Origin of the sequence: Maribacter litoralis (assembly GCF_902506355.1) — a bacterium.
GTDB lineage: Bacteria > Bacteroidota > Bacteroidia > Flavobacteriales > Flavobacteriaceae > Maribacter > Maribacter litoralis.
Genome location: NZ_LR733271.1, coordinates 4,214,517 through 4,233,796 on the forward strand (window position 1 = coordinate 4,214,517; position 19,280 = coordinate 4,233,796).

20 protein-coding genes are annotated in these 19,280 nt (G+C 35.5%); 7 read left to right on the forward strand and 13 right to left on the reverse strand.

Annotation, left to right across the window (positions count from 1 at the left end; translation table 11 throughout):
* Positions 1–109 precede the first annotated feature (109 nt).
* On the forward strand, positions 110–802 hold the full coding sequence (locus EXIGUO8A_RS18065; RefSeq protein ID WP_058103007.1) for a LytR/AlgR family response regulator transcription factor: 693 nt from the start codon (positions 110–112) through the stop codon (positions 800–802).
* A 52-nt stretch (positions 803–854) separates the two neighbouring features.
* Here the strand turns inward: EXIGUO8A_RS18065 and priA are convergent, their stop codons facing one another.
* From priA to nadC, 4 genes are read right to left on the reverse strand one after another with little or no spacing between them, the layout of a single operon-like run.
* A complete protein-coding gene (gene priA, locus EXIGUO8A_RS18070; protein WP_159304253.1) occupies positions 855–3,311 on the reverse strand; it encodes a replication restart helicase PriA in 2,457 nt (818 codons plus the stop codon).
* Positions 3,312–3,313: 2 nt separating this feature from the next.
* Positions 3,314–3,754 (reverse strand): DUF2147 domain-containing protein, encoded by a 441-nt coding sequence (locus EXIGUO8A_RS18075; RefSeq protein ID WP_116769297.1) that lies wholly within the window; start codon positions 3,752–3,754, stop codon positions 3,314–3,316.
* The gene (locus EXIGUO8A_RS18080; protein WP_159304254.1) at positions 3,751–4,719 is read right to left on the reverse strand and encodes a YihY/virulence factor BrkB family protein; all 969 of its coding nucleotides are present in this window, start codon (positions 4,717–4,719) and stop codon (positions 3,751–3,753) included. The genes EXIGUO8A_RS18075 and EXIGUO8A_RS18080 overlap by 4 nt, the downstream gene beginning before the upstream one ends.
* Entirely contained in the window at positions 4,720–5,577 is an 858-nt protein-coding gene (gene nadC, locus EXIGUO8A_RS18085) for a carboxylating nicotinate-nucleotide diphosphorylase (protein ID WP_159304255.1), read from the reverse strand.
* A 65-nt stretch (positions 5,578–5,642) separates the two neighbouring features.
* Between nadC and rlmH the strand changes: the two genes are divergently transcribed.
* Positions 5,643–6,116, forward strand: coding sequence for a 23S rRNA (pseudouridine(1915)-N(3))-methyltransferase RlmH (gene rlmH / locus EXIGUO8A_RS18090; RefSeq protein WP_116769300.1), 474 nt, complete (start codon positions 5,643–5,645; stop codon positions 6,114–6,116).
* An 18-nt stretch (positions 6,117–6,134) separates the two neighbouring features.
* Here the strand turns inward: rlmH and EXIGUO8A_RS18095 are convergent, their stop codons facing one another.
* The 6 genes from EXIGUO8A_RS18095 to EXIGUO8A_RS18120 all read right to left on the reverse strand — a co-directional run bounded on the left by EXIGUO8A_RS18095 (position 6,135) and on the right by EXIGUO8A_RS18120 (position 11,814).
* Positions 6,135–6,953 (reverse strand): type IV pili methyl-accepting chemotaxis transducer N-terminal domain-containing protein, encoded by an 819-nt coding sequence (locus EXIGUO8A_RS18095; RefSeq protein WP_159304256.1) that lies wholly within the window; start codon positions 6,951–6,953, stop codon positions 6,135–6,137.
* A 175-nt stretch (positions 6,954–7,128) separates the two neighbouring features.
* Positions 7,129–9,021 carry a phosphoglycerate dehydrogenase gene (serA, locus tag EXIGUO8A_RS18100; RefSeq protein ID WP_159304549.1) on the reverse strand — a complete coding sequence of 631 codons (1,893 nt, stop codon included), beginning with the start codon at positions 9,019–9,021 and terminating at the stop codon, positions 7,129–7,131.
* Between the two features lie 140 nt (positions 9,022–9,161).
* Positions 9,162–9,950 carry an alpha/beta fold hydrolase gene (locus EXIGUO8A_RS18105; RefSeq protein WP_159304257.1) on the reverse strand — a complete coding sequence of 263 codons (789 nt, stop codon included), beginning with the start codon at positions 9,948–9,950 and terminating at the stop codon, positions 9,162–9,164.
* A gap of 9 nt (positions 9,951–9,959) precedes the next feature.
* Positions 9,960–10,655: a DUF3307 domain-containing protein gene (locus tag EXIGUO8A_RS18110; RefSeq protein ID WP_159304258.1), complete on the reverse strand. Its 696-nt coding sequence runs from the start codon at positions 10,653–10,655 to the stop codon at positions 9,960–9,962.
* A gap of 2 nt (positions 10,656–10,657) precedes the next feature.
* Positions 10,658–11,263: a SatD family protein gene (locus EXIGUO8A_RS18115; RefSeq protein ID WP_159304259.1), complete on the reverse strand. Its 606-nt coding sequence runs from the start codon at positions 11,261–11,263 to the stop codon at positions 10,658–10,660.
* Between the two features lie 98 nt (positions 11,264–11,361).
* On the reverse strand, positions 11,362–11,814 hold the full coding sequence (locus tag EXIGUO8A_RS18120) for a methyltransferase family protein (protein ID WP_116769305.1): 453 nt from the start codon (positions 11,812–11,814) through the stop codon (positions 11,362–11,364).
* Between the two features lie 59 nt (positions 11,815–11,873).
* Between EXIGUO8A_RS18120 and EXIGUO8A_RS18125 the strand changes: the two genes are divergently transcribed.
* The 5 genes from EXIGUO8A_RS18125 to EXIGUO8A_RS18145 all read left to right on the forward strand — a co-directional run bounded on the left by EXIGUO8A_RS18125 (position 11,874) and on the right by EXIGUO8A_RS18145 (position 17,649).
* On the forward strand, positions 11,874–12,461 hold the full coding sequence (locus tag EXIGUO8A_RS18125; RefSeq protein ID WP_116769306.1) for a non-canonical purine NTP diphosphatase: 588 nt from the start codon (positions 11,874–11,876) through the stop codon (positions 12,459–12,461).
* Complete coding sequence (locus EXIGUO8A_RS18130; protein WP_116769307.1) at positions 12,448–13,092, forward strand: DUF4337 domain-containing protein; 645 nt, start codon at positions 12,448–12,450, stop codon at positions 13,090–13,092. The genes EXIGUO8A_RS18125 and EXIGUO8A_RS18130 overlap by 14 nt, the downstream gene beginning before the upstream one ends.
* Positions 13,093–13,253: 161 nt before the next feature.
* Positions 13,254–15,062: a DEAD/DEAH box helicase gene (locus EXIGUO8A_RS18135; RefSeq protein WP_159304260.1), complete on the forward strand. Its 1,809-nt coding sequence runs from the start codon at positions 13,254–13,256 to the stop codon at positions 15,060–15,062.
* 73 nt (positions 15,063–15,135) lie between these two features.
* Positions 15,136–15,906, forward strand: a complete 771-nt coding sequence (locus tag EXIGUO8A_RS18140) for a carboxypeptidase-like regulatory domain-containing protein (RefSeq protein ID WP_116769309.1) — start codon at positions 15,136–15,138, stop codon at positions 15,904–15,906.
* Between the two features lie 51 nt (positions 15,907–15,957).
* Positions 15,958–17,649, forward strand: coding sequence for an alpha-amylase family glycosyl hydrolase (locus EXIGUO8A_RS18145; protein ID WP_159304261.1), 1,692 nt, complete (start codon positions 15,958–15,960; stop codon positions 17,647–17,649).
* 5 nt (positions 17,650–17,654) lie between these two features.
* Here the strand turns inward: EXIGUO8A_RS18145 and EXIGUO8A_RS18150 are convergent, their stop codons facing one another.
* From EXIGUO8A_RS18150 to EXIGUO8A_RS18160, 3 genes are read right to left on the reverse strand one after another with little or no spacing between them, the layout of a single operon-like run.
* Positions 17,655–18,020 carry a VOC family protein gene (locus tag EXIGUO8A_RS18150; protein WP_159304262.1) on the reverse strand — a complete coding sequence of 122 codons (366 nt, stop codon included), beginning with the start codon at positions 18,018–18,020 and terminating at the stop codon, positions 17,655–17,657.
* Positions 18,017–18,550, reverse strand: a complete 534-nt coding sequence (locus EXIGUO8A_RS18155; RefSeq protein ID WP_159304263.1) for an SRPBCC family protein — start codon at positions 18,548–18,550, stop codon at positions 18,017–18,019. Before EXIGUO8A_RS18155 ends, EXIGUO8A_RS18150 begins: the two co-directional genes overlap by 4 nt.
* A gap of 41 nt (positions 18,551–18,591) precedes the next feature.
* Positions 18,592–19,248, reverse strand: a complete 657-nt coding sequence (locus EXIGUO8A_RS18160) for a TrmH family RNA methyltransferase (protein WP_159304264.1) — start codon at positions 19,246–19,248, stop codon at positions 18,592–18,594.
* Between the last annotated feature and the right edge of the window lie 32 nt (positions 19,249–19,280).

The window sequence follows — 19,280 nt, forward strand, 5'->3', positions numbered from 1 at the left end:
TCATCATTACCAATTACACGATCAACAGCGCATTGTTCACATCTTTTGTTGCAGTTCAGCATGTTTTTTCGGTTCTTTGTCGATGATTTAACCCCACAAATCAACCCTTATGAAGTTAAGAAGTATCATCGTTGACGACTCATCTATGCAAAGGATGGCCGTTGCCAAGTTGGTAAACAATCATCCAAATTTAACTATGGTAGCAGAATATAGTAATGCTATCGAAGCTAAAAATGGAATCAAGAACCATGAGATAGATCTTATATTTCTTGATGTTGAAATGCCAATTATCACAGGATTCGACCTACTCGAGTCACTAGAAAACAGTCCTCAGGTAATTTTGATTACCGGTAAACCTGATTATGCACTTAAAGCTTTTGATTACGATGTAACGGATTATTTACATAAACCGATTACAATGGCACGTTTTGATGCCTCTGTAAAAAGAGCCGTTGCCAATTACGAACAAATGCATAGAGTCAATGAAGACGAAGAGCATATTTTTGTAAAGAGCAACCTTAAGAAAAGGAAGGTTATTTTAAATGATATTAAGTGGATCGAAGCTCTTGGTGACTATATTAAATTAGTAACGGACGAAGCTAATATTGTAATCTTATCAACAATGAAGTCTTTTGAAAAGCAATTACCGGAAGACAAATTTTTAAGAATTCACAAATCATACATCATTAACCTTGAAAAGGTTGAAAAATTCAACAGTAAAAATGTTGAAGTTAGCGGTAGATCCATTCCGTTAAGTAGAAATAAGAAAACAGAACTTGCCGAAGCGCTTAGTAACGTATAATATATGACATAATTTTACTCTAAAAAAAAGACCGCTGATCAGCGGTCTTTTTTTATATATGATCTACATTATATATAACCCTAACACTTCTATACATCGCTACGGACTTAAACGATTTCTCTATTCTTCTAATATTTGCCTTTGTCTGTGCCAAAGATTGTGCTTTTTGCACCTTAACCACTATATGCTTTAAGTATTGATTTCGAATTCTTGCCACGGGTGGGTATTCTGGTCCTAATACCGTACCTCCAAAATTGGTTCGCAGTGCTCCCGTAAACCAATCTGCCGCTTCATTAAGCACATTATAATTTTTATGTTTAAAAGTTACCTTTATTATTCTATTTATTGGTGGGTACTTAAATTGCTCACGCTCATACAACTGTTCTTTATACATACCTTCATAATCACCAGTAGTCACTTGCTTTAGAATCTGATGATATGGGTTATAGGTTTGTATTAAAACCTTCCCTCTTTTCTTAGTACGCCCTGCCCTACCCGATACCTGGGTCAGCAATTGGTAGGTTCTTTCATGCGCCCTATAATCGGGGAAGTTTAAAAGGCTGTCAGCATTCATTACCCCAACTAAATTCACATTTCTAAAATCCAAGCCTTTTGTAAGCATTTGAGTGCCCACCAATATATCTAATTCTTGCTGTTCAAAAGCAGTAATAATTTTTTCATAACCATGCTTACCACGTGTGGTATCTAAATCCATTCTACCGACCTTAGCTTCTGAAAAAAGTTCTTTAACCTCTTTTTCTATTTGTTCGGTACCAAAGCCTTTGGTATCCAACTCTGGACTGCCACAAGCGAAACAACTTTCTGGCAATGCGGTATGATGCCCGCAATAATGGCAACGCAACTGATTTCTGTATTGGTGATAAGTTAGGCTTACATCGCAATTTGGGCATTGAGGGGAATGACCACAAGTTAAACACTCCATCAATGGAGCAAACCCTCTTCGATTCTGAAAAAGTATGATTTGCGAACCTTCTTTGAGAGTTTCTTCCATTTCAAGAAAAAGTCGTTCAGAAAAATGCCCCTTCATCTTTCTTTTTCTTTGCGCCTCTTTAATATCTACCAATTCCATATCTGGCATTAGTACATTACCATATCGCCTAGTTATCTCTGCATAACCATATTTACCGGTTTGTGTGTTGTAATAACTTTCAACACTGGGAGTAGCGGAACCCAATAAAATTTTTGCATTATGAAGATGACCCAAAACTATGGCTGCATCCCTTGCATGATATCGAGGAGCTGGATCAAATTGCTTAAACGAACTTTCGTGCTCTTCATCAACAATAATAAGACCCAGTTTGTTAAAAGGAAGATACATTGCAGATCTAGCTCCAATTACAAGCTGTGCTTTAGGTTTGGCTTGTAACACATTTTGCCAAACCTCCACTCTTTCCTGTACATTGTATTTAGAATGGTATATGGCTATTTTCTCACCAAAATATTCTTGAAGTCTACTAATAAGTTGGGTAGTTAACGCAATTTCCGGCAATAAATACAAAGCTTGCTGACCCTTTTGCAAACACTCTTCGATCAATTTTACATAAACTTCAGTTTTACCAGATGATGTTACACCTTTTAACAAGGTAACCTTGTCAGCTTCAAAAGAAGATTTTATATCAGCTAAAGCAACTTCTTGATATTCATTTAAATCTTTAGAATCTGAACTATCATTTTCTCCTTCATAGTTCACACGATCGGTCTTTATAAAGTACTCTTCTAAAATTCCCTTATCTACTAATGACTTTATTACTGCCTTAGAAGCATTACTGGCTTGTTCAAGTTCAGAAACCTTAATAGGTTTTTGAGTTTTACCCTGCAATTGAAATAGCGATAACACTACCTGACTTTGTTTTGGAGCCCTTGTCAATGATTTTAAAAGTTCTTCTAGTTTTTCGTCGGATGCATGTTCGTTTCCTAATTTAACATACCTGACCAATTTTGGCTTATACTGTTCATAAACCTCTTCTTTTAGTACGATAATGTTTTTATCGAGCAAACGTTGTAAAATGGGCAATACATTTTTACGCTCTACGATTGCGGAGACTTCTTGAACTTTTAATATAGACTGATGCTGAAGTGCTTCATAAACCAAAAATTCGTCATCTAACAGTTCGTTTTCATCAATTTCATATGCCGTATTTCTTAATACTAGCGTTTCACTTTCCAAAAGAAATGCACTTGGCAAAGCACTACGCACAACTTCGCCCAAGGTACACATATAGTAAGAAGCTATCCATTGCCAATGCTTAAGCTGAATTGGGTTTACAATGGGGTAATCATCTAGCAGTTCATGAATCTCCTTTGCCTCGTAGGCTTCAGGAGGGTTTTGATGAACATTATAAACAATTGCGGTATATATTTTAGATTTTCCAAAGGGAACAGCCACACGCATGCCAGGCTGAAGCACCTTTGCCTCTTCAGCAGTAATACAATAAGTAAAACTGCGCTCTAAAGGTATTGGCAATATTACATTAACAAAGTTTGCCATAGCTATCCTTCCACCCGTAACCATGTTTGGGTTCTATAGATAAATGCCAAATACCCACGTACTTTTAACTCATTAGAGTTTTCAGGGTTTAGCCATATTTTAAAACGAAACGTCATTGCCTGTTCTGGATCAAACAATCTTTTTCCTTTCCATTCACCATCGTTATTTTTTTCTCCTGCCGTAATGATTTCCATACCCTTTACAGGTTTATCCTTTAATTCTCCATCACACTTCTCGCACAACTTCCCTTCCTTTCCCTCTTCTAAAATCTCCAATACCTTACCATACATTAATCCATCCTTTTCATAAATTTCTATAAGTCCTTTTGGTTTACCGGTACGATCATCTATTGTTTTCCATTTTCCAAAAACAGATTGAGCCGAAATGCTCATTGAAATAAATAATGTAAAGAGAATACTTAATTGTACAGTTTTTTCTATCATTCTTTTCTTGTGATTTTACGTAAAGTGTTAAGGGATGCATTCAGCTCGAACCCAAGTAGCAATATATTAGAATTTAACCAGATGTAAACCATTAATATCAATAATCCTCCTAAGGCTCCATATAATTCATTGTATCGGGCAAATTTTTCAACATAAATACCAAAAAGATACGACGTAATTAAAAATAAAATAGTCGTCATTAACGCTCCTACAGAGAAAAATTTTGCTTGCTTACCTTCGCGTGTGCCAAAATAATACAGAATAGCCGTTGTAAAATATGATAGAATAATAAAGAATAACACTTTCGCAATCTGTATACCCACTACTTCATCTTCACCTAAAATATAGTTGCCTTGTTTCGCTGCAAACTCAGATAAATAACCAAGTACATAGAATTCAAAATAAATATATGCTACAAAACCAACGATTATTAGAATTGCCAATATCAACCCGACCATTAAAGCATATAGGTACTGACGAAAGAAATGTCGTGTAAGTTCTATATGATACGACGTCTCAAACCCACCAAAAATTGAATTTACGCCATTTGCTATCAAAAAAATAGACAGTAAGAATGCAGAAGATAAGAGTCCGCCACGCTTTTGGTCTTTAATTTGTGTAAAAACTTCTCCAAAATAATCGCCTGTTGCACTTGGCAGAAAAGATTCTAAAAAAAGCTGGAATTGAACGTCAAAATCTCCATGTTCAATACTAATATACGACACTAAAAACGGCACCAAGGTTACCATGAAAATAATCAAAGGAAACAAGGCCATAAATAGACTAAAGGCGATAGCACTAGCTCTTGTAGAAAGTGTTCCCCTCAATACCCCAAGTACGTACATTTCTAAAAGATCGTAAATAGAAAGCCCTTCAAAACCAGGCAACCTGATTTGTTTTAAAAACCTGACCACCCAATTTACAATTGGTATTTTCTCTAGCTTTTCTTCGACCTCTAAAGACATCTACACTGCTTTTAAGCTCAAATCTAAGTTATATACCGAATGTGTTAATGCCCCCGAAGAAATATAATCCACCCCACATTCTGCATATTCCCTTATGGTCTTTTCATTAATACCGCCCGATGACTCTGTTAAACAAGTATCTCCAATTAATTCGACCGCTTTTCGCGTATCTTCATAATTGAAATTATCTATTAATATGCGATATACGCCATCTGATTTTAATATCTCTTTAATCTCATCTAAATCTCTTGCTTCCACAATGATCTTTAAATCACGACCAGTTTCTTTCAAGTAATTTTTGGTCTTATCTATTGCTTTTGTAATACCGCCAGCAAAATCAATATGATTATCTTTTAGCATGATCATATCATAAAGTGCAAACCTATGATTTTCGCCACCACCAATTTTCACCGCCCATTTTTCAAGAGCACGTATACCCGGGGTAGTTTTTCTAGTATCTAAAATCTTAGTTCCCGTGCCTTTCAAAAGGTTAACGAACATATTGGTCTTTGTCGCAATAGCACTCATTCTTTGCATGGCATTGAGCACCAAACGTTCTGCTTTTAATATGCTTTGTGAACTACCTTCTACATAAAAAACGATATCACCATGACTTACAGGAGCCCCATCTTTAATCAATACGTCTATTTTTAAGCTGGGATCAACAAAATAAAAAACAAGCTCGGCAAAATCCACTCCAGCAATAATACCCTCATCTTTTACCAACAACTTTGCCTTGCCAGTTGCACTATCTGGAATACAAGCTAAGGAACTATGATCACCATCACCTACATCTTCCCTAATGGCATTTGCAATGATTAATTTTATTTCTTCTTTAAACTGGTCTTCTGAAATCATATATTTATACGCTATTGTTATGCTAATTTACAAATCCATTTGCGAAATTGATTTACTTTTGGCGTATGACTATAAAACTTTTGGCCATAGGCAAAACCGATAGCGGCCAATTACAACAGCTTATTGATGTTTATGAAAAGCGATTACAGCATTATGTCAATTTTGAAATAGAAATCATACCCGACCTCAAGAAAACCAAAAACTTGTCTGAAGAGCAACAAAAGGAAAAAGAAGGTGAGCTTATTCTAAAAAAACTAACACCTACAGATGTATTGGTTCTATTTGATGAAAAAGGCAAGCAATTTAGTTCTGTAGAGTTTTCTCAATATTTGCAGAAAAAAATGAATTCTGGTATTAAGAGATTGGTATTTTTAATTGGTGGTCCTTATGGCTTTAGTAATGAGATTTACCTAAAATCCTCAGGAAAAATAAGCTTATCAAAAATGACATTCTCACATCAAATGGTACGTCTATTTATTACCGAGCAGATCTACAGAGCCTTTACCATTCTGAAAAATGAACCATACCATCACCGGTAACTACCCGTATATTTTGATTTACGCCTGTTTTTCTAGGGATTTTACCATGTTATCTGAAACACCTTCCAAATCTGTAAGTTCTTCCATTAAAAATGAGATAAGCTCTTCTTTATGTGCTGTATTCTTTTCAATTTTCAGCACATGGTTATAATTTTTAATATTCTTCATGTGTGATTGAAATGCATGGGTTTGATGCCAATTAATTTCTTTCAACTTTTGATTCTGAATTGCCATCTTTTTAATTGACGGGTTAATGAAGTAAAAAATTTCAAAAATTAAAATTAATAGAGAAAATACCGCTAACTCCAATTCAATGATCATTAAGGTTTTTATATCTTCTTCTGATGCTTTTTGAAATTGCCCCACAATGGTATCCATCAAAACCAGAAACTTATCCGTTTCTGCAGATAGCTTTTCCATATCTACAGACCCAATATTATTAAAATCATCTAAAGTGGCCAACATATACTCTAGGTGCGGCTGCATTTTATTAAAGTTCTCCTGTATTTCCTCATTATCCAAAACAGGAATACCTGTAGCTTCATTACCTTTCTGCAATGCAATATTAGCATTAGATAGCTTATTCATTGCCAATCGAAGCTTACCATAATCACAAGTTCCATACTTACACTCGTAGACGTGTTTCATAATCGCTTGTGATAGCATTCGTTGTCGCCCTGCTTCATTGATTCTAAGAGAGTCTTGTCTTTGTCTGGAAAGAGAGTACTGTATAATTGACTGTATCAATATTGTCAATACAATTACGGTTATTACCAAAAGGTAATAGTTGTTAAACCCCTTAGGTAATTTAATTTTCGATAAATGCTTTTTTATCATGATTAAAGATATTTCCTACAAGTTGAAAATGCATCATAACCATAACCGAATAATATTAAAAATGTTGTAATCGATATTTAAAAAAATGCGCACAAAAAAGGTGTAAACTAAATAGCTTACACCTTTATAATAAATTATCGCCTGTTTCGCAATTAGCGAAAGTCAAAATACTTTACTAGTAAAGAACTCTAAATTTAATTGTATTCTCTACTTTCTTTAATTCTTTTATAACCTCTTTATTATATTCCCTATCCAAATCGGTTATCACATAACCTACTTCGTTATCGGTAGAAAGGTACTGACTATTAATATTCAATTCATACTGAGCCAACACCCTATTGATCTTCGCCATAATACCAGGTACATTTTTATGTATGTGCAAGAACCTATGCGATTTATTCTGTTTCGGCAATCGAATGTTCGGGAAGTTTACAGCATCTACAGTATTACCTGAGTTGATGTAATCCATAATTTTATTTGGAACAAAGTCTGCAATATCCCTTTGAGCTTCCTCTGTACTACCACCAACATGAGGAGTTAGAATTACATTTGGAAAACCTTGTAATTTTGTTTTAAACTCACCATTACTTCTTGGCTCATCTGGGTATACGTCAATTGCCGCACCACCTACTTGTCCAGATTTTAAGCTTTCTGCCAAGGCATCAATATCAACAACAAATCCACGAGAAAGGTTGATCAACATCGCGCCTTTTTTCATTTGGTTAAGCTCACGTTCGCCAATGAAATTTTTATTGGCTTTATTATCATCTATATGCAACGTAACTACATCCGACACACTTAACAAATCTTCTAAAGTATTGCATTTTACAGCATTACCTAACGCTAATTTATCATCTACATCATAGTAATATACTCGCATACCCATAGCCTCGGCCAAAACCGATAATTGCTTACCAATATTACCGTAACCAACAATACCTAAATTTTTACCACGAACCTCGCGAGAACCGGCAGCTGTTTTTTGCCATTGTCCCTCATGAATTTCCCTACTACGGTCAAAAACACTTCTCATTAACATAATAATCTCACCTATGGCCAATTCTACCACAGATCTTGTATTACTATACGGAGCGTTAAAGGCTACGATTCCCTTTTTCTTGGCCGTTTCTAAATCTATTTGCGTTGTACCTATACAAAAGGCACCTACAACCAATAATTTGTCCGCAGCATCTAAAACAGCTTTTGTTACCTGAGTTTTAGAGCGAATACCAAGTACGTGAACGCCCTTGATCTTTTCTATGAGCTCTTCTTCTGGTAAGCTATGTTTGATCAGCTCAACGGAGAAACCGTCTTCTGATAAATTATCGAATGCAGCGGTGTGCACATTTTCTAATAAAAGGACCTTGATCCTATTCTTTGGATACGAAATATTTCTTGGCAACTTGTTCACAAATAAAAATTCATCTAAACTGGGTGTAACATAATCCGCATTGTTAGCGGCTTTTTCTCTATGCACGTTTTCGGTGTAAGCAAAAAACTTATCTGCTATACCTGCTTCGCGCATTACATAATCACTGTAACCATCTCCAATAACTTGAACTTCACCGTCCAAATTCATCTGTTTTAGGCAATCAATTTTACCATTATGCTGAGACAGCACATTTTCTTCATCGAAACCGATGATATTACCTTCTTCATCAAATTTAAACGTGTTGGCATACACACGCTCCGAAGGTATATTGTATTCTTTTACAATAGGGTCAATAAACTCTTTAAAACCACAAGATATCACATAGATATCATCTGCATACTTCTCAAAAAATTCTTTATTGGCGGCAATAGATTTTGAAATTTTATTTCTAAGATTCTCTACCAACCCATCTAAGTCCTCTTTTTTAGCATGTAACAATTTAATGCGACGTTCTAAAGATTCGGTAAAAGAAATATCACCGTCAATACCTAAATTGGTAATTTTTTGAATTTCTTGAATAACCTCCTCTTTGTTCGATCTTCCTTCTAGAGTCATTTCTGCTAGTACATCTAAAGCTTCTACCCTAGTTAATGTACTATCAAAATCAAAAACATATTTTCTACTTACTTCTACCATCATTTTCTTTTGGTTAGATAGGAATTTTTGGTTCTAAAAATAAGAAGCAAAAGTAAAAATTTAATTTATCCTGCTATGCGATATCTTGTAAATAAAACAAAAAGGTTAGGTTATGATGCAAATTAACAAAATGGCTTCTTTTATTCTAAAAATTGAACTACAGAATTTGAAAAAGCCGTTGTCTTGTAAGTTCCATTATGTCCACCAGGAACTTTAACCAATTTACCATGAATAAAGCTATCTTTTAACTCTTTTGCGTTTCCGTTGTCAAAATCTTCCGTGCCGCAAATTACCAACACCTCTATCTCTACACTTTTCAGTTCTTTAACAGTGGTAACTGGCTGATATTTTTGTTGTAAATAAAGAGAACGTAGATCTGCATTTATAGATTTTGCATAATTTACCGCTTCTTTGGTCATTTCATTTACCTCACCGTTAAAAGCTTTAGCGAACATTATTTTTCTATCCCAATTCGGATTCGTAAAATCTATTCCCATTCCGCCTAAAACCGCTTTATCTATTCTATTGTCTTGTGTCAACAATTTAGCAAGAACTATACTTCCACGAGAATAACCTATCGCCTTATAGTTTTCAATGTTTAGGTGAGTAATTAAACTCATAATATCTTTAACCTCTGCCCCATTTTTATATGCTTCTTCATTTTTAGGATGATCTGAATCTCCATTGCCCCGTAAATCGGGAATTACAACTCGGTAGCCGGCATCAATCAAATCTTTCTTTAATGCTGTTTTATCCCATGATTTCCTAGAGTTTAAAAAGCCATGCAGTAATAAAACCGGTGCACCAATACCTTCATCTGTGTAAGCTATTTGTACCCCATCAAAAGATTTGAAAATGTTTATTTGTGCTGCTGCTTTCTGTAAAAAAATCATCATTAGAAAATAGCATAAGAATTGCTTTTTGAACATCTACTTTGTTTAAGAAATATACAAGAGTCCCGCTAAAATTGCCATACCAAAACTCACCAATGTTCCTATTAAAATGTATTCGGTCAGTTTTCTATTATTACGTTCCTTTAAATCATTGAACCTAAATACGGACTTTGCCGCTATGAGCAGACCTATAACTTCCCACCTGCCAATAACTATAAATATCAACACAAATAATCTTTCTATAATTCCAATATATTTACCCGCATTTGGCAATGATTTATGATCGGTTTCTATTTGATTTGACATCCCCTCTAAAATCTTACCCATTATTATTGAGGCAGGATATGTTACAAATACAATTGCCGTAATTAAATACCAATCTAAATTTTCAAAAAGAGCTAAGGTATGTGAATATAAATCTGTGTAAAAAGCACAGCAATAAATTACTAGAATATGTAATGCTTGGTCAATAAAAAAGGGAATGCTTTTATTCTTGAACATGTCGTTAGTATACAATTTCAGTAAATCGATAACATAATGTAGTACCGCTACCATTACTGCTATTTTCCAAAGTGACAAATTCCACAACAACAGCATATAGAGTACAAAATGCAAAAGCACATGCAAGTATAAAAACTTAGATGTTATTTTATTAGATTGTTTGTGAAGTACCCATCGTGTGGGTTGTAAAATAAAGTCTCCGACCAAATGAGCCAGTAGTAGTTTTATGAAAATCAACATATTTATTTTGCGGTAATTAATTCTTTGTAATATGCCAAGACTTCTAAAACCAAATCTAATCTTGCTCTTTTTAACCTTTGGCTTACTGCCGATTGTTTAATTCCTAATTTTTGGGCTATCTCCTTTTGGGAAGAATGCGGATTATCTAGTACCAGAGTGACAATTTCTGCCGAAACCACACTCCAGTCATCCATAAAGTCCAAAGCTAAACGTAACATTAAATTCAATGTCCTATCATTTTTTGCTTCACCTGTAGCTATACTTAGGTTTACTTTACTTTCCTTAAGGGTTTCAAAATTGCGTCCTGATCTTTGGTATGCAGGTCCGTTAGATTCTGTAACCCCTGTACCTATATATGTTTCCAACCCAATACCTATACCCATTCTTACATCTAACCCTTTGATAGTTTTAAGCATTGCCTTTATACGTATTGCGGTAAATAGCGCATTTTTTTCGGTAACCTTTAACTGAAACTCGTCTCCACGATAAATCTCCCAATTCATTGGCGATTCGCCAAATTGGTTAAAGTAATTCTTCAACAAATCAATCCACTGAGAACTTGGATGATTTTCAGAATTAATAATATCGCCAGTTATAATAGCTATCATTGTTATTAGTTAAAATGCTAATATATTAAATTATAAGCTAATTAGTTAATAATTGTGATTATTAGGTAATTCATTAATGCAAAGAATTAACAACTCCCTTAAAACCAACGCCTTGTTAATATACAATAATCTTTGAAGGTACGCCCAAATTTATTCAAGAGAATTTGCTCTTCAGGTATAATCTGAAACCGATTCATATATGCCACAAAGCCTGCAGCAACCAATGTATTGAATGCATTTCCTAAAAAAATACCCAAAGCCAATAGCAATAACAGCATAGCCAAATACATCGGATTTCTTGAAAATTTATAAATGCCGCCAACTACTAAATTTGAAGCTTTATCTGGTTTTGTAGGGTCTACAGTGGTTTTCACCATTTTAAATTGGATCAAAGCCAACATCACTATTATAATACCCGCACCAACCAAAATTTTTGCCAGTAACATTCTACCATAAAAATCGAAATATCCGATCGGCAAGAATTCTGCCAATAGATACATCATTAATCCAAAACACAAAAACACTAAAACCGGTGGTACCTTTAATTCCATTTTATAAAATTAGTACTTTTGAAAGTGTAAATTGACAAACCAGATTCCAAATTGTTCCCATGAAGCTTGTTTTTGCCACCCACAATCCCAATAAATTAAAAGAAGTTCAACAAATGGTCACAGACCAAATTGAACTTATAAACCTTGATACTATTGGTTGTTCTACTGATATACCAGAAACCGCACAGACATTAGAAGGTAATGCAAAAATTAAAGCGGATTTTGTAACCAACAATTACAATCTATCTTGTTTTGCAGATGACACGGGGCTTCTTGTAAACGCCCTCAACGGCGAACCCGGTGTATACTCCGCACGTTATGCTGGTGAACACAATGATTCTAATGCAAACATGAACAAATTACTGGTCAATTTAAAAAATAAAAGCGACCGTTCGGCTCACTTTAAAACCGTAATTGTATTGAACTTAAATGGCGAAACCCATATATTTGAAGGGAAAATTGAAGGGGTAATCACAGAAAGTAAACGAGGTAAAAATGGTTTTGGTTACGACCCCATATTTCAACCCAATGGTTATAAAGAAACATTTGCCGAATTACCATTATCCATTAAAAACGAAATAAGCCATAGAGCACAGGCATTTAAAAAATTGATTGCATATTTAAATACTATTCATGTTACAAGGTAAAAACAATAAGGAGACGGTAGAGGTATCAGTCGCATCTGAACGGGCAGAAGCTATTGGCGGTGTTCTTATTGCCTTATTTGCCGCACTAATGGCCATATCTCAAATGGTAAACGGAGAGCTAGAAGAAGAAATGATGATTGCCCACAACAATGTAGTGAGTTATTCTAGTTGGTACCAATCTAAAAGTATTAAAGAGAGTTTGAAAGAAAGTGAACTAGACTATTTGCACGCTTTAATTGAAAGCGGAATTGTATCTGGTGACAAAACCCCTGCAATTGAACAGAAAATTACCGAGGTTGAAAAAAAGATAGCAAAATATGATTCTGAAAAAACAGAAATTCTATTAGGCTCTTCGCAAGTTGGCGAAGAAAATTGGGTGCAGGACATTGAAGGGGAGTTAGGGAACATTACCGGAGTAAAGGAATGGGAAAAACTAACGCAAACCTATGACTACGCTACCAAAAAATTCGATTATGCCCTGCTATTCTATCAAATCTGTATTGTTTTAGGTGCAGTATGTATCATCATTTATGATAGTCCGGCACTACAAAAAGGGCTAATTATACTAATGATCATCTTTGGTACAACCGGTACATTCTTATCTATATATGGCTATACGCTGGCACCATAAATATTACTTTTTAATTAAATTATACCGATTCAAATATTAGCAGTACCTTTGCCGCTTAATTAACGCCGCTGGTATAGCATGTGTTGCGCTGAGTCTAAATAGGTTATATACGATAATCGCTCTATGCAACATTCATATTTGCGATTTAGTATAACATATTTATGACAAAGTTTGAAGCACTGGGACTACAGAAGTCCTTATTAGATGCTATTACTGATATGGGTTTCGAAACCCCATCAGAAGTACAAGAAAAAGCAATTCCTATTTTATTGGAGAGTGAAACCGACCTAGTTGCCTTAGCGCAAACTGGTACTGGTAAAACAGCCGCATTCGGTTTTCCATTAATTCAAAAAATCGATAGTGATAGTAGAACCACACAAGGTTTGATATTATCACCTACTCGTGAGCTTTGCTTACAGATCACAAAAGAAATGCAAGCGTATTCAAAATACGAACGCAATATTAATGTTGTTGCCATTTACGGTGGTGCCAGCATAACGGAGCAAGCAAGACAGATAAAGCGAGGAGCTCAAATTATTGTAGCTACACCTGGTAGAATGAAAGATATGATCAGCAGACGTCTTGTTGACATTTCCAAAATTGACTACTGTGTACTTGATGAAGCTGATGAAATGTTGAACATGGGCTTTATGGAAGATATCAAAGATATTCTTTCTGGTACGCCTAATGATAAATCAACTTGGTTATTCTCGGCTACAATGCCAAGAGAGGTCGCTACGATCGCTAAGAAATTTATGCATTCACCTCAAGAAATTACAGTGGGTGCTAAAAATTCCGGTGCATCTACCGTACAACATGAATATTATGTTGTTGGTGGTAGAGATCGTTATCCTGCCCTTAAGAGATTAGCAGATACCAATCCAGATATATTTTCAGTTGTTTTCTGTAGAACAAAACGTGATACACAAAAAGTAGCCGAAAAATTAATTGAAGACGGTTACAATGCTGGTGCATTACACGGAGATTTAAGTCAGAACCAACGTGATTTGGTCATGAACTCTTTCCGTAAGAAGCAAATTCAAATGCTTGTGGCAACAGATGTTGCTGCGCGTGGTATTGATGTAGATGATATTACACACGTAATCAACTATCAGTTACCAGATGAAATAGAAACGTATACCCACCGTAGCGGTAGAACGGGTAGAGCCGGAAAATCTGGTATTTCTATGGTAATCGTTACTCGAAGTGAGCAACGTAAGATCAGAGCAATTGAAAATAAGATCAATCAAAAATTCCTATCCAAAAAAATTCCTACGGGAATGGAAATTTGTGAGATCCAACTATATCACTTAGCCAATAAGATAAAGGACACGAAAGTCAACGAAGAGGTAGATGCTTATTTACCTGCTATTAACGATGTTCTTGAAGGTATTGATAGAGAAGAGTTGATTAAAAAAATTGTCTCAGTTGAGTTTACAAGATTCTTTAACTATTACAACAAGTCAAAAGATCTAAATTCTTCTGATAGCGGTAGAGACCGTAACAATGGAAAAGCTGAAATACCAACTAGTGGTTCGGTAAGATACTTTGTAAACGTTGGCGAAAGGGACGGTTATGATTGGATGTCTTTAAAAGACTTCATTAGAGATACTGTAGGTCTAGGTCAAGAAGACGTATTCAAAGTAGATGTTAAAGAGAGTTTTTCTTTCTTTAATACCGAGGCAGAGGTTACACAACAAATTCTAGATAAGTTCACCGACTTTAAGGTTGACGGACGTTTCGTAAATGTAGAAGTTTCTAAAAACCCTGGCGGTGGCGGTGGTAGTCGTCGCAGAAGCGGTGGTGGCGGCTTCAGAGGCAAAAGAAACGGTCGCAGGGATGAAGGCGGCGGAAAAGGAAGAAGAGATGGTGGTTCTCAGTCTAAAGGACGCAGAAGAGACAGAAGCGAATCTAGTGCTCCAAACTCCGGAAAACGACGAAGCAACAAAAGAAAAGGAGATTTCTTTTAGTTAATTGTATATTAAAAATACGCTTCGGCGTATTTTTTTTATTTTGTTTGCAACTAAATTACGCATTAGTACAATGAAATATTATTTATCGCTTGCACTTATTTTTCTATCATTTTTGGGTTTCTCACAAGAAACGGAAGAAGGTCAACGCCTAAATGCTGTTGTAAAAAATGCTCAAACTGACGAACCTCTTGAAAGTGTACACGTAGTAAACCTAAATCAGGTTTTTGGTACTATTACCAATGAAAATGGTGAATTTTCCATTACTGCTGCGGTTAACGATACTTTGTACTTTTCCTTTCTTGGTTTTAAATCCCAAAAAATTAGGGTCACCAACGATATGTTCAAATTTGAAGGTACCGAAATTGCGTTGACCGAGCTTGCATATGCCTTAGAAGAAGTTATAGTTAGACCTTATCAACTAACGGGCTATTTAGAAATTGACGTAAAGAACCTTCCTATAAACAATGCATACCAGTACAGCATATCTGGTTTAGGCGTAAGTTATGAAGGTGGTAACAAAAACCCAAGTGCCGTAACAAAGGTATTGGGTGCAATTTTGAATCCTGCCGATTTACTACGAAACCTCTTTGGAAAAAAACCTGCACAAATGCGTAAGCTTAGGCAAATGCGAGAAGATGACGACATTCGTAACCTTCTTGCCTCTAAATTTGACCGAGAAACGTTGACCGAATTTCTACAATTGGAAAAAGTGGATATTCAAGACATTCTTAACAATTGCAATTATTCCAAATCGTTTATCACAACAGCCAATGATCTTCAGATACTTGATGCCATTAGTAGTTGTTATGAGGAATATAAAGTTCTCAACAGAAAGAAATAATATTTTTTAAAACGAAATCCTTGTTATAGCTTTAAAGCAAATAACAGGAAAATGAAAAACGTATTCTTTCTAGGGCTATTCACCATAATCCTAATTTCTTGCCAATCAAATTCTAAGCAAGAAGTAAAAACTAATGCTGATACCCAAGAACAAGTAGAAAACACTAAGAAGAACCCCAATTTTCAATGGGAAGCTGCTACTGTTTATTTTCTTTTAACCGACCGATTTAATAATGGCAACCCTAACAACGATATCAACTACGAACGTGATGAGGAAACAGGGAAGCTTAGAGGTTTTTTAGGAGGTGATATTCAAGGAATTACCCAAAAAATAAAAGAAGGCTATTTTACAGACCTAGGTGTAAATGCCATATGGTTTACCCCTATTGTTGAACAAATTCATGGTGCTACCGATGAAGGTACCGGAAACACATACGGTTATCATGGATACTGGGCTAAAGACTGGACTGCACTTGACCCGAATTTTGGAACGGATAAGGACTTGGAAACATTAATTGACACAGCACATAAAAACGGAATACGTATTTTATTAGATGTAGTTTTAAACCATACCGGTCCGGTTACCGATGAAGATCCTGTCTGGCCAGAAGAATGGGTACGCACCTCGCCTACTTGCGAATTTACTACCTACGAAAATACGACCGCTTGTACCTTGGTGAACAATTTACCGGATATTCTAACGGAATCTGATGCTGCGGTAAACTTACCCGATGCTTTAATGGCAAAATGGAAAGAAGAAGGTAGATTAAGTGAAGAGCTAGATGAGCTAGAGTTGTTCTTTGATAGAACCGGTTACCCTAGAGCTCCTCGTTTTTATATTATTAAATGGCTAACCGATTATGTTCATAAATATGGCGTAGATGGTTTTAGGGTCGATACGGTAAAACATGCCAATGAAAATGCATGGGCAGAATTATACAAAGAAGCTTCAGCGGCTTTTGAACTTTGGAAAAAGAAAAATGCTAATAAAGTATTGGACAACAAGCCTTTTTATATGGTCGGTGAAGTGTATAATTATGGTATTTCGGGCGGACAAGAATTTGACCTAGGCGATAAAAAAGTAAACTATTTTGACAACGGATTCAAAAGTCTTATCAACTTCGAGCTAAAGACCGATGCCGAAAAAGACTATGAATCTATTTTTAGTAAATACAGCAAACTATTACATACTACATTTAAAGATAAGAGTGTCTTAAACTACTTAACGTCTCATGATGACGGTCAACCTTTTGATCAAGCAAGGGAGAACCCCAAAAAAGCTGCCAATATTTTATTGCTTACCCCAGGGGCATCTCAAATATATTATGGTGATGAAACTGCACGTAGCTTAATTATTGAAGGTACCGAAGGCGATGCCACCTTACGCTCATTCATGAATTGGGAAGAGTTGGATAGTTTACCAAAAACAAAAGAAATTTTATCTCATTGGCAAAAACTTGGAACATTTAGAAATGACCATCCTGCTATAGGTGCAGGCATACATAAAAGGATCACCAAAACTCCGTACGTATTTAGCAGATATTTCTCCAAAGATGAATATGTAGATAAAGTCGTAATTGGTTTAGACCTTGCAAAAGGAAAAAAGACCATATCGGTTAAAGGTATTTTTGGTGATGGAACAAAACTTTATGACCGTTATTCGGAAACCGAAGTAACAGTAGAAAACAATAAAATAATTCTTGATAATGAAAATGAAGTAGCACTATTAGAGCTGTTGAACTAGCCTTTTTATGTGTTGGAATGCAAAGCAATTCTATTGCCTTCAGTATCTTTTAGCAAACCCATAAATCCGTGCCCCTCGCCTATTTCGGTTTTGGGCTGTAAGATCTGTCCTCCAGCTGTTTCAACTTTACTCAACACGTTGGCAACATCTTCACATCCAAAATAAACCATAGCTCCATGGGTCATACTAGGTTTATATTCTTCATGTACTACCAATGCTCCGCTAGACTGCCCAACACTTTGTTTATCTGGGAATAAGCCCATTACAAATTCACCAAATTGATTTACCGTAATGGTAACATCAAAAATAGCTTCGTAAAATTTTTGAGCTCTTTCCATATTCGTTACAGGGATTTCAAACCATGCTATCATATCTCATTGTTTAAGTTATGTTTTAAATTCTCTAATCCCTGCTCAAAATCCTTACCAACCATTTTATCCATGGACATGAACAACATCATTATACTCATCGGAAACTTATTCTTTCCTGAAAAACCCCAAGTTACCTTACTTTTATTTTCATCTACTGTATCTAGATTCATATAACAGTCCGACTGAGATTTATATGGCTTAAAAAACCTTAAATCCTGTTCAATACGTTCACCTTCCACAATTTTTGTAATTTCTTGCTCACCTTCACCCACATCTTTGTTTCCGTTCCAATGGCTAACAGCGCCAACCTCACCATCAACTCCGGTAAAAGTAAGTTCCATATTAGGGTCTTTTCTTGACCATGGCGACCATTCTTGCTGTTTCTTGAGGAATTTTAAATGAGGCCAAACCTTAGCCGAGCTATGATTTAATGTGATACTTCTAGAAACGTGATATGTTTTTGGCGCTATTAAAGCCAGTAAAACTATCAACACCAATACTACCCCAAGAATAATTAATGCCGTATACATGATCTTTTTAATTAGTTGTTGATTAACAAGTTAACATTTTTTTAATTATCAGACTTATAACGTTCCAAAATATCATCAATACTCTTTATTGACTTTTTCGTCCAGTCTAATCGCCTTTCCAGCATTTCTGTTTCAGTTAACTTCCAATCTATATTTGAAGTTTTCAATTGCGTAGTCAACTGCTGAAGAATGATAGCAGCGGATACAGATATGTTTAAACTCTCGGTAAAACCTACCATTGGTATTTTTAAAAAAGTATCGGAGTTATCTAACACATATTGGCTCAAGCCTTTTTTCTCGGTACCAAAAAACAAGGCGGTTTTACCGTCCAATTTAAAATCTTGTAAGAGCGAGCTATCTGCGTGCGGACTCGTGGCCACTATCTTATATCCATTATTCCTTAAGGTCTCTATGGCCGTTTCTGAATTTTGATATCTTTCTATATCTACCCATTTCTGAGCACCCATGGCAATTTCTTCATCTAAGCGCTTACCGTACTTACCCTCTATTAAATGTGCCGTTTGCACCCCAAAAGACTCACAACTTCTAACCACGGCACTTGTATTATGCATTTGATATACATCTTCAACGGCTACTGTAATATAATTTGTTCGCTGACTTAAAATTTCTGTAAATCTTTCTTTTCTATTTTCTGAAATAAACCCTTCTAAATAGTTTAAAAGCTCCATATCTATCATGCAACCAAGATAAGAAAAGTATATTTTTAAGC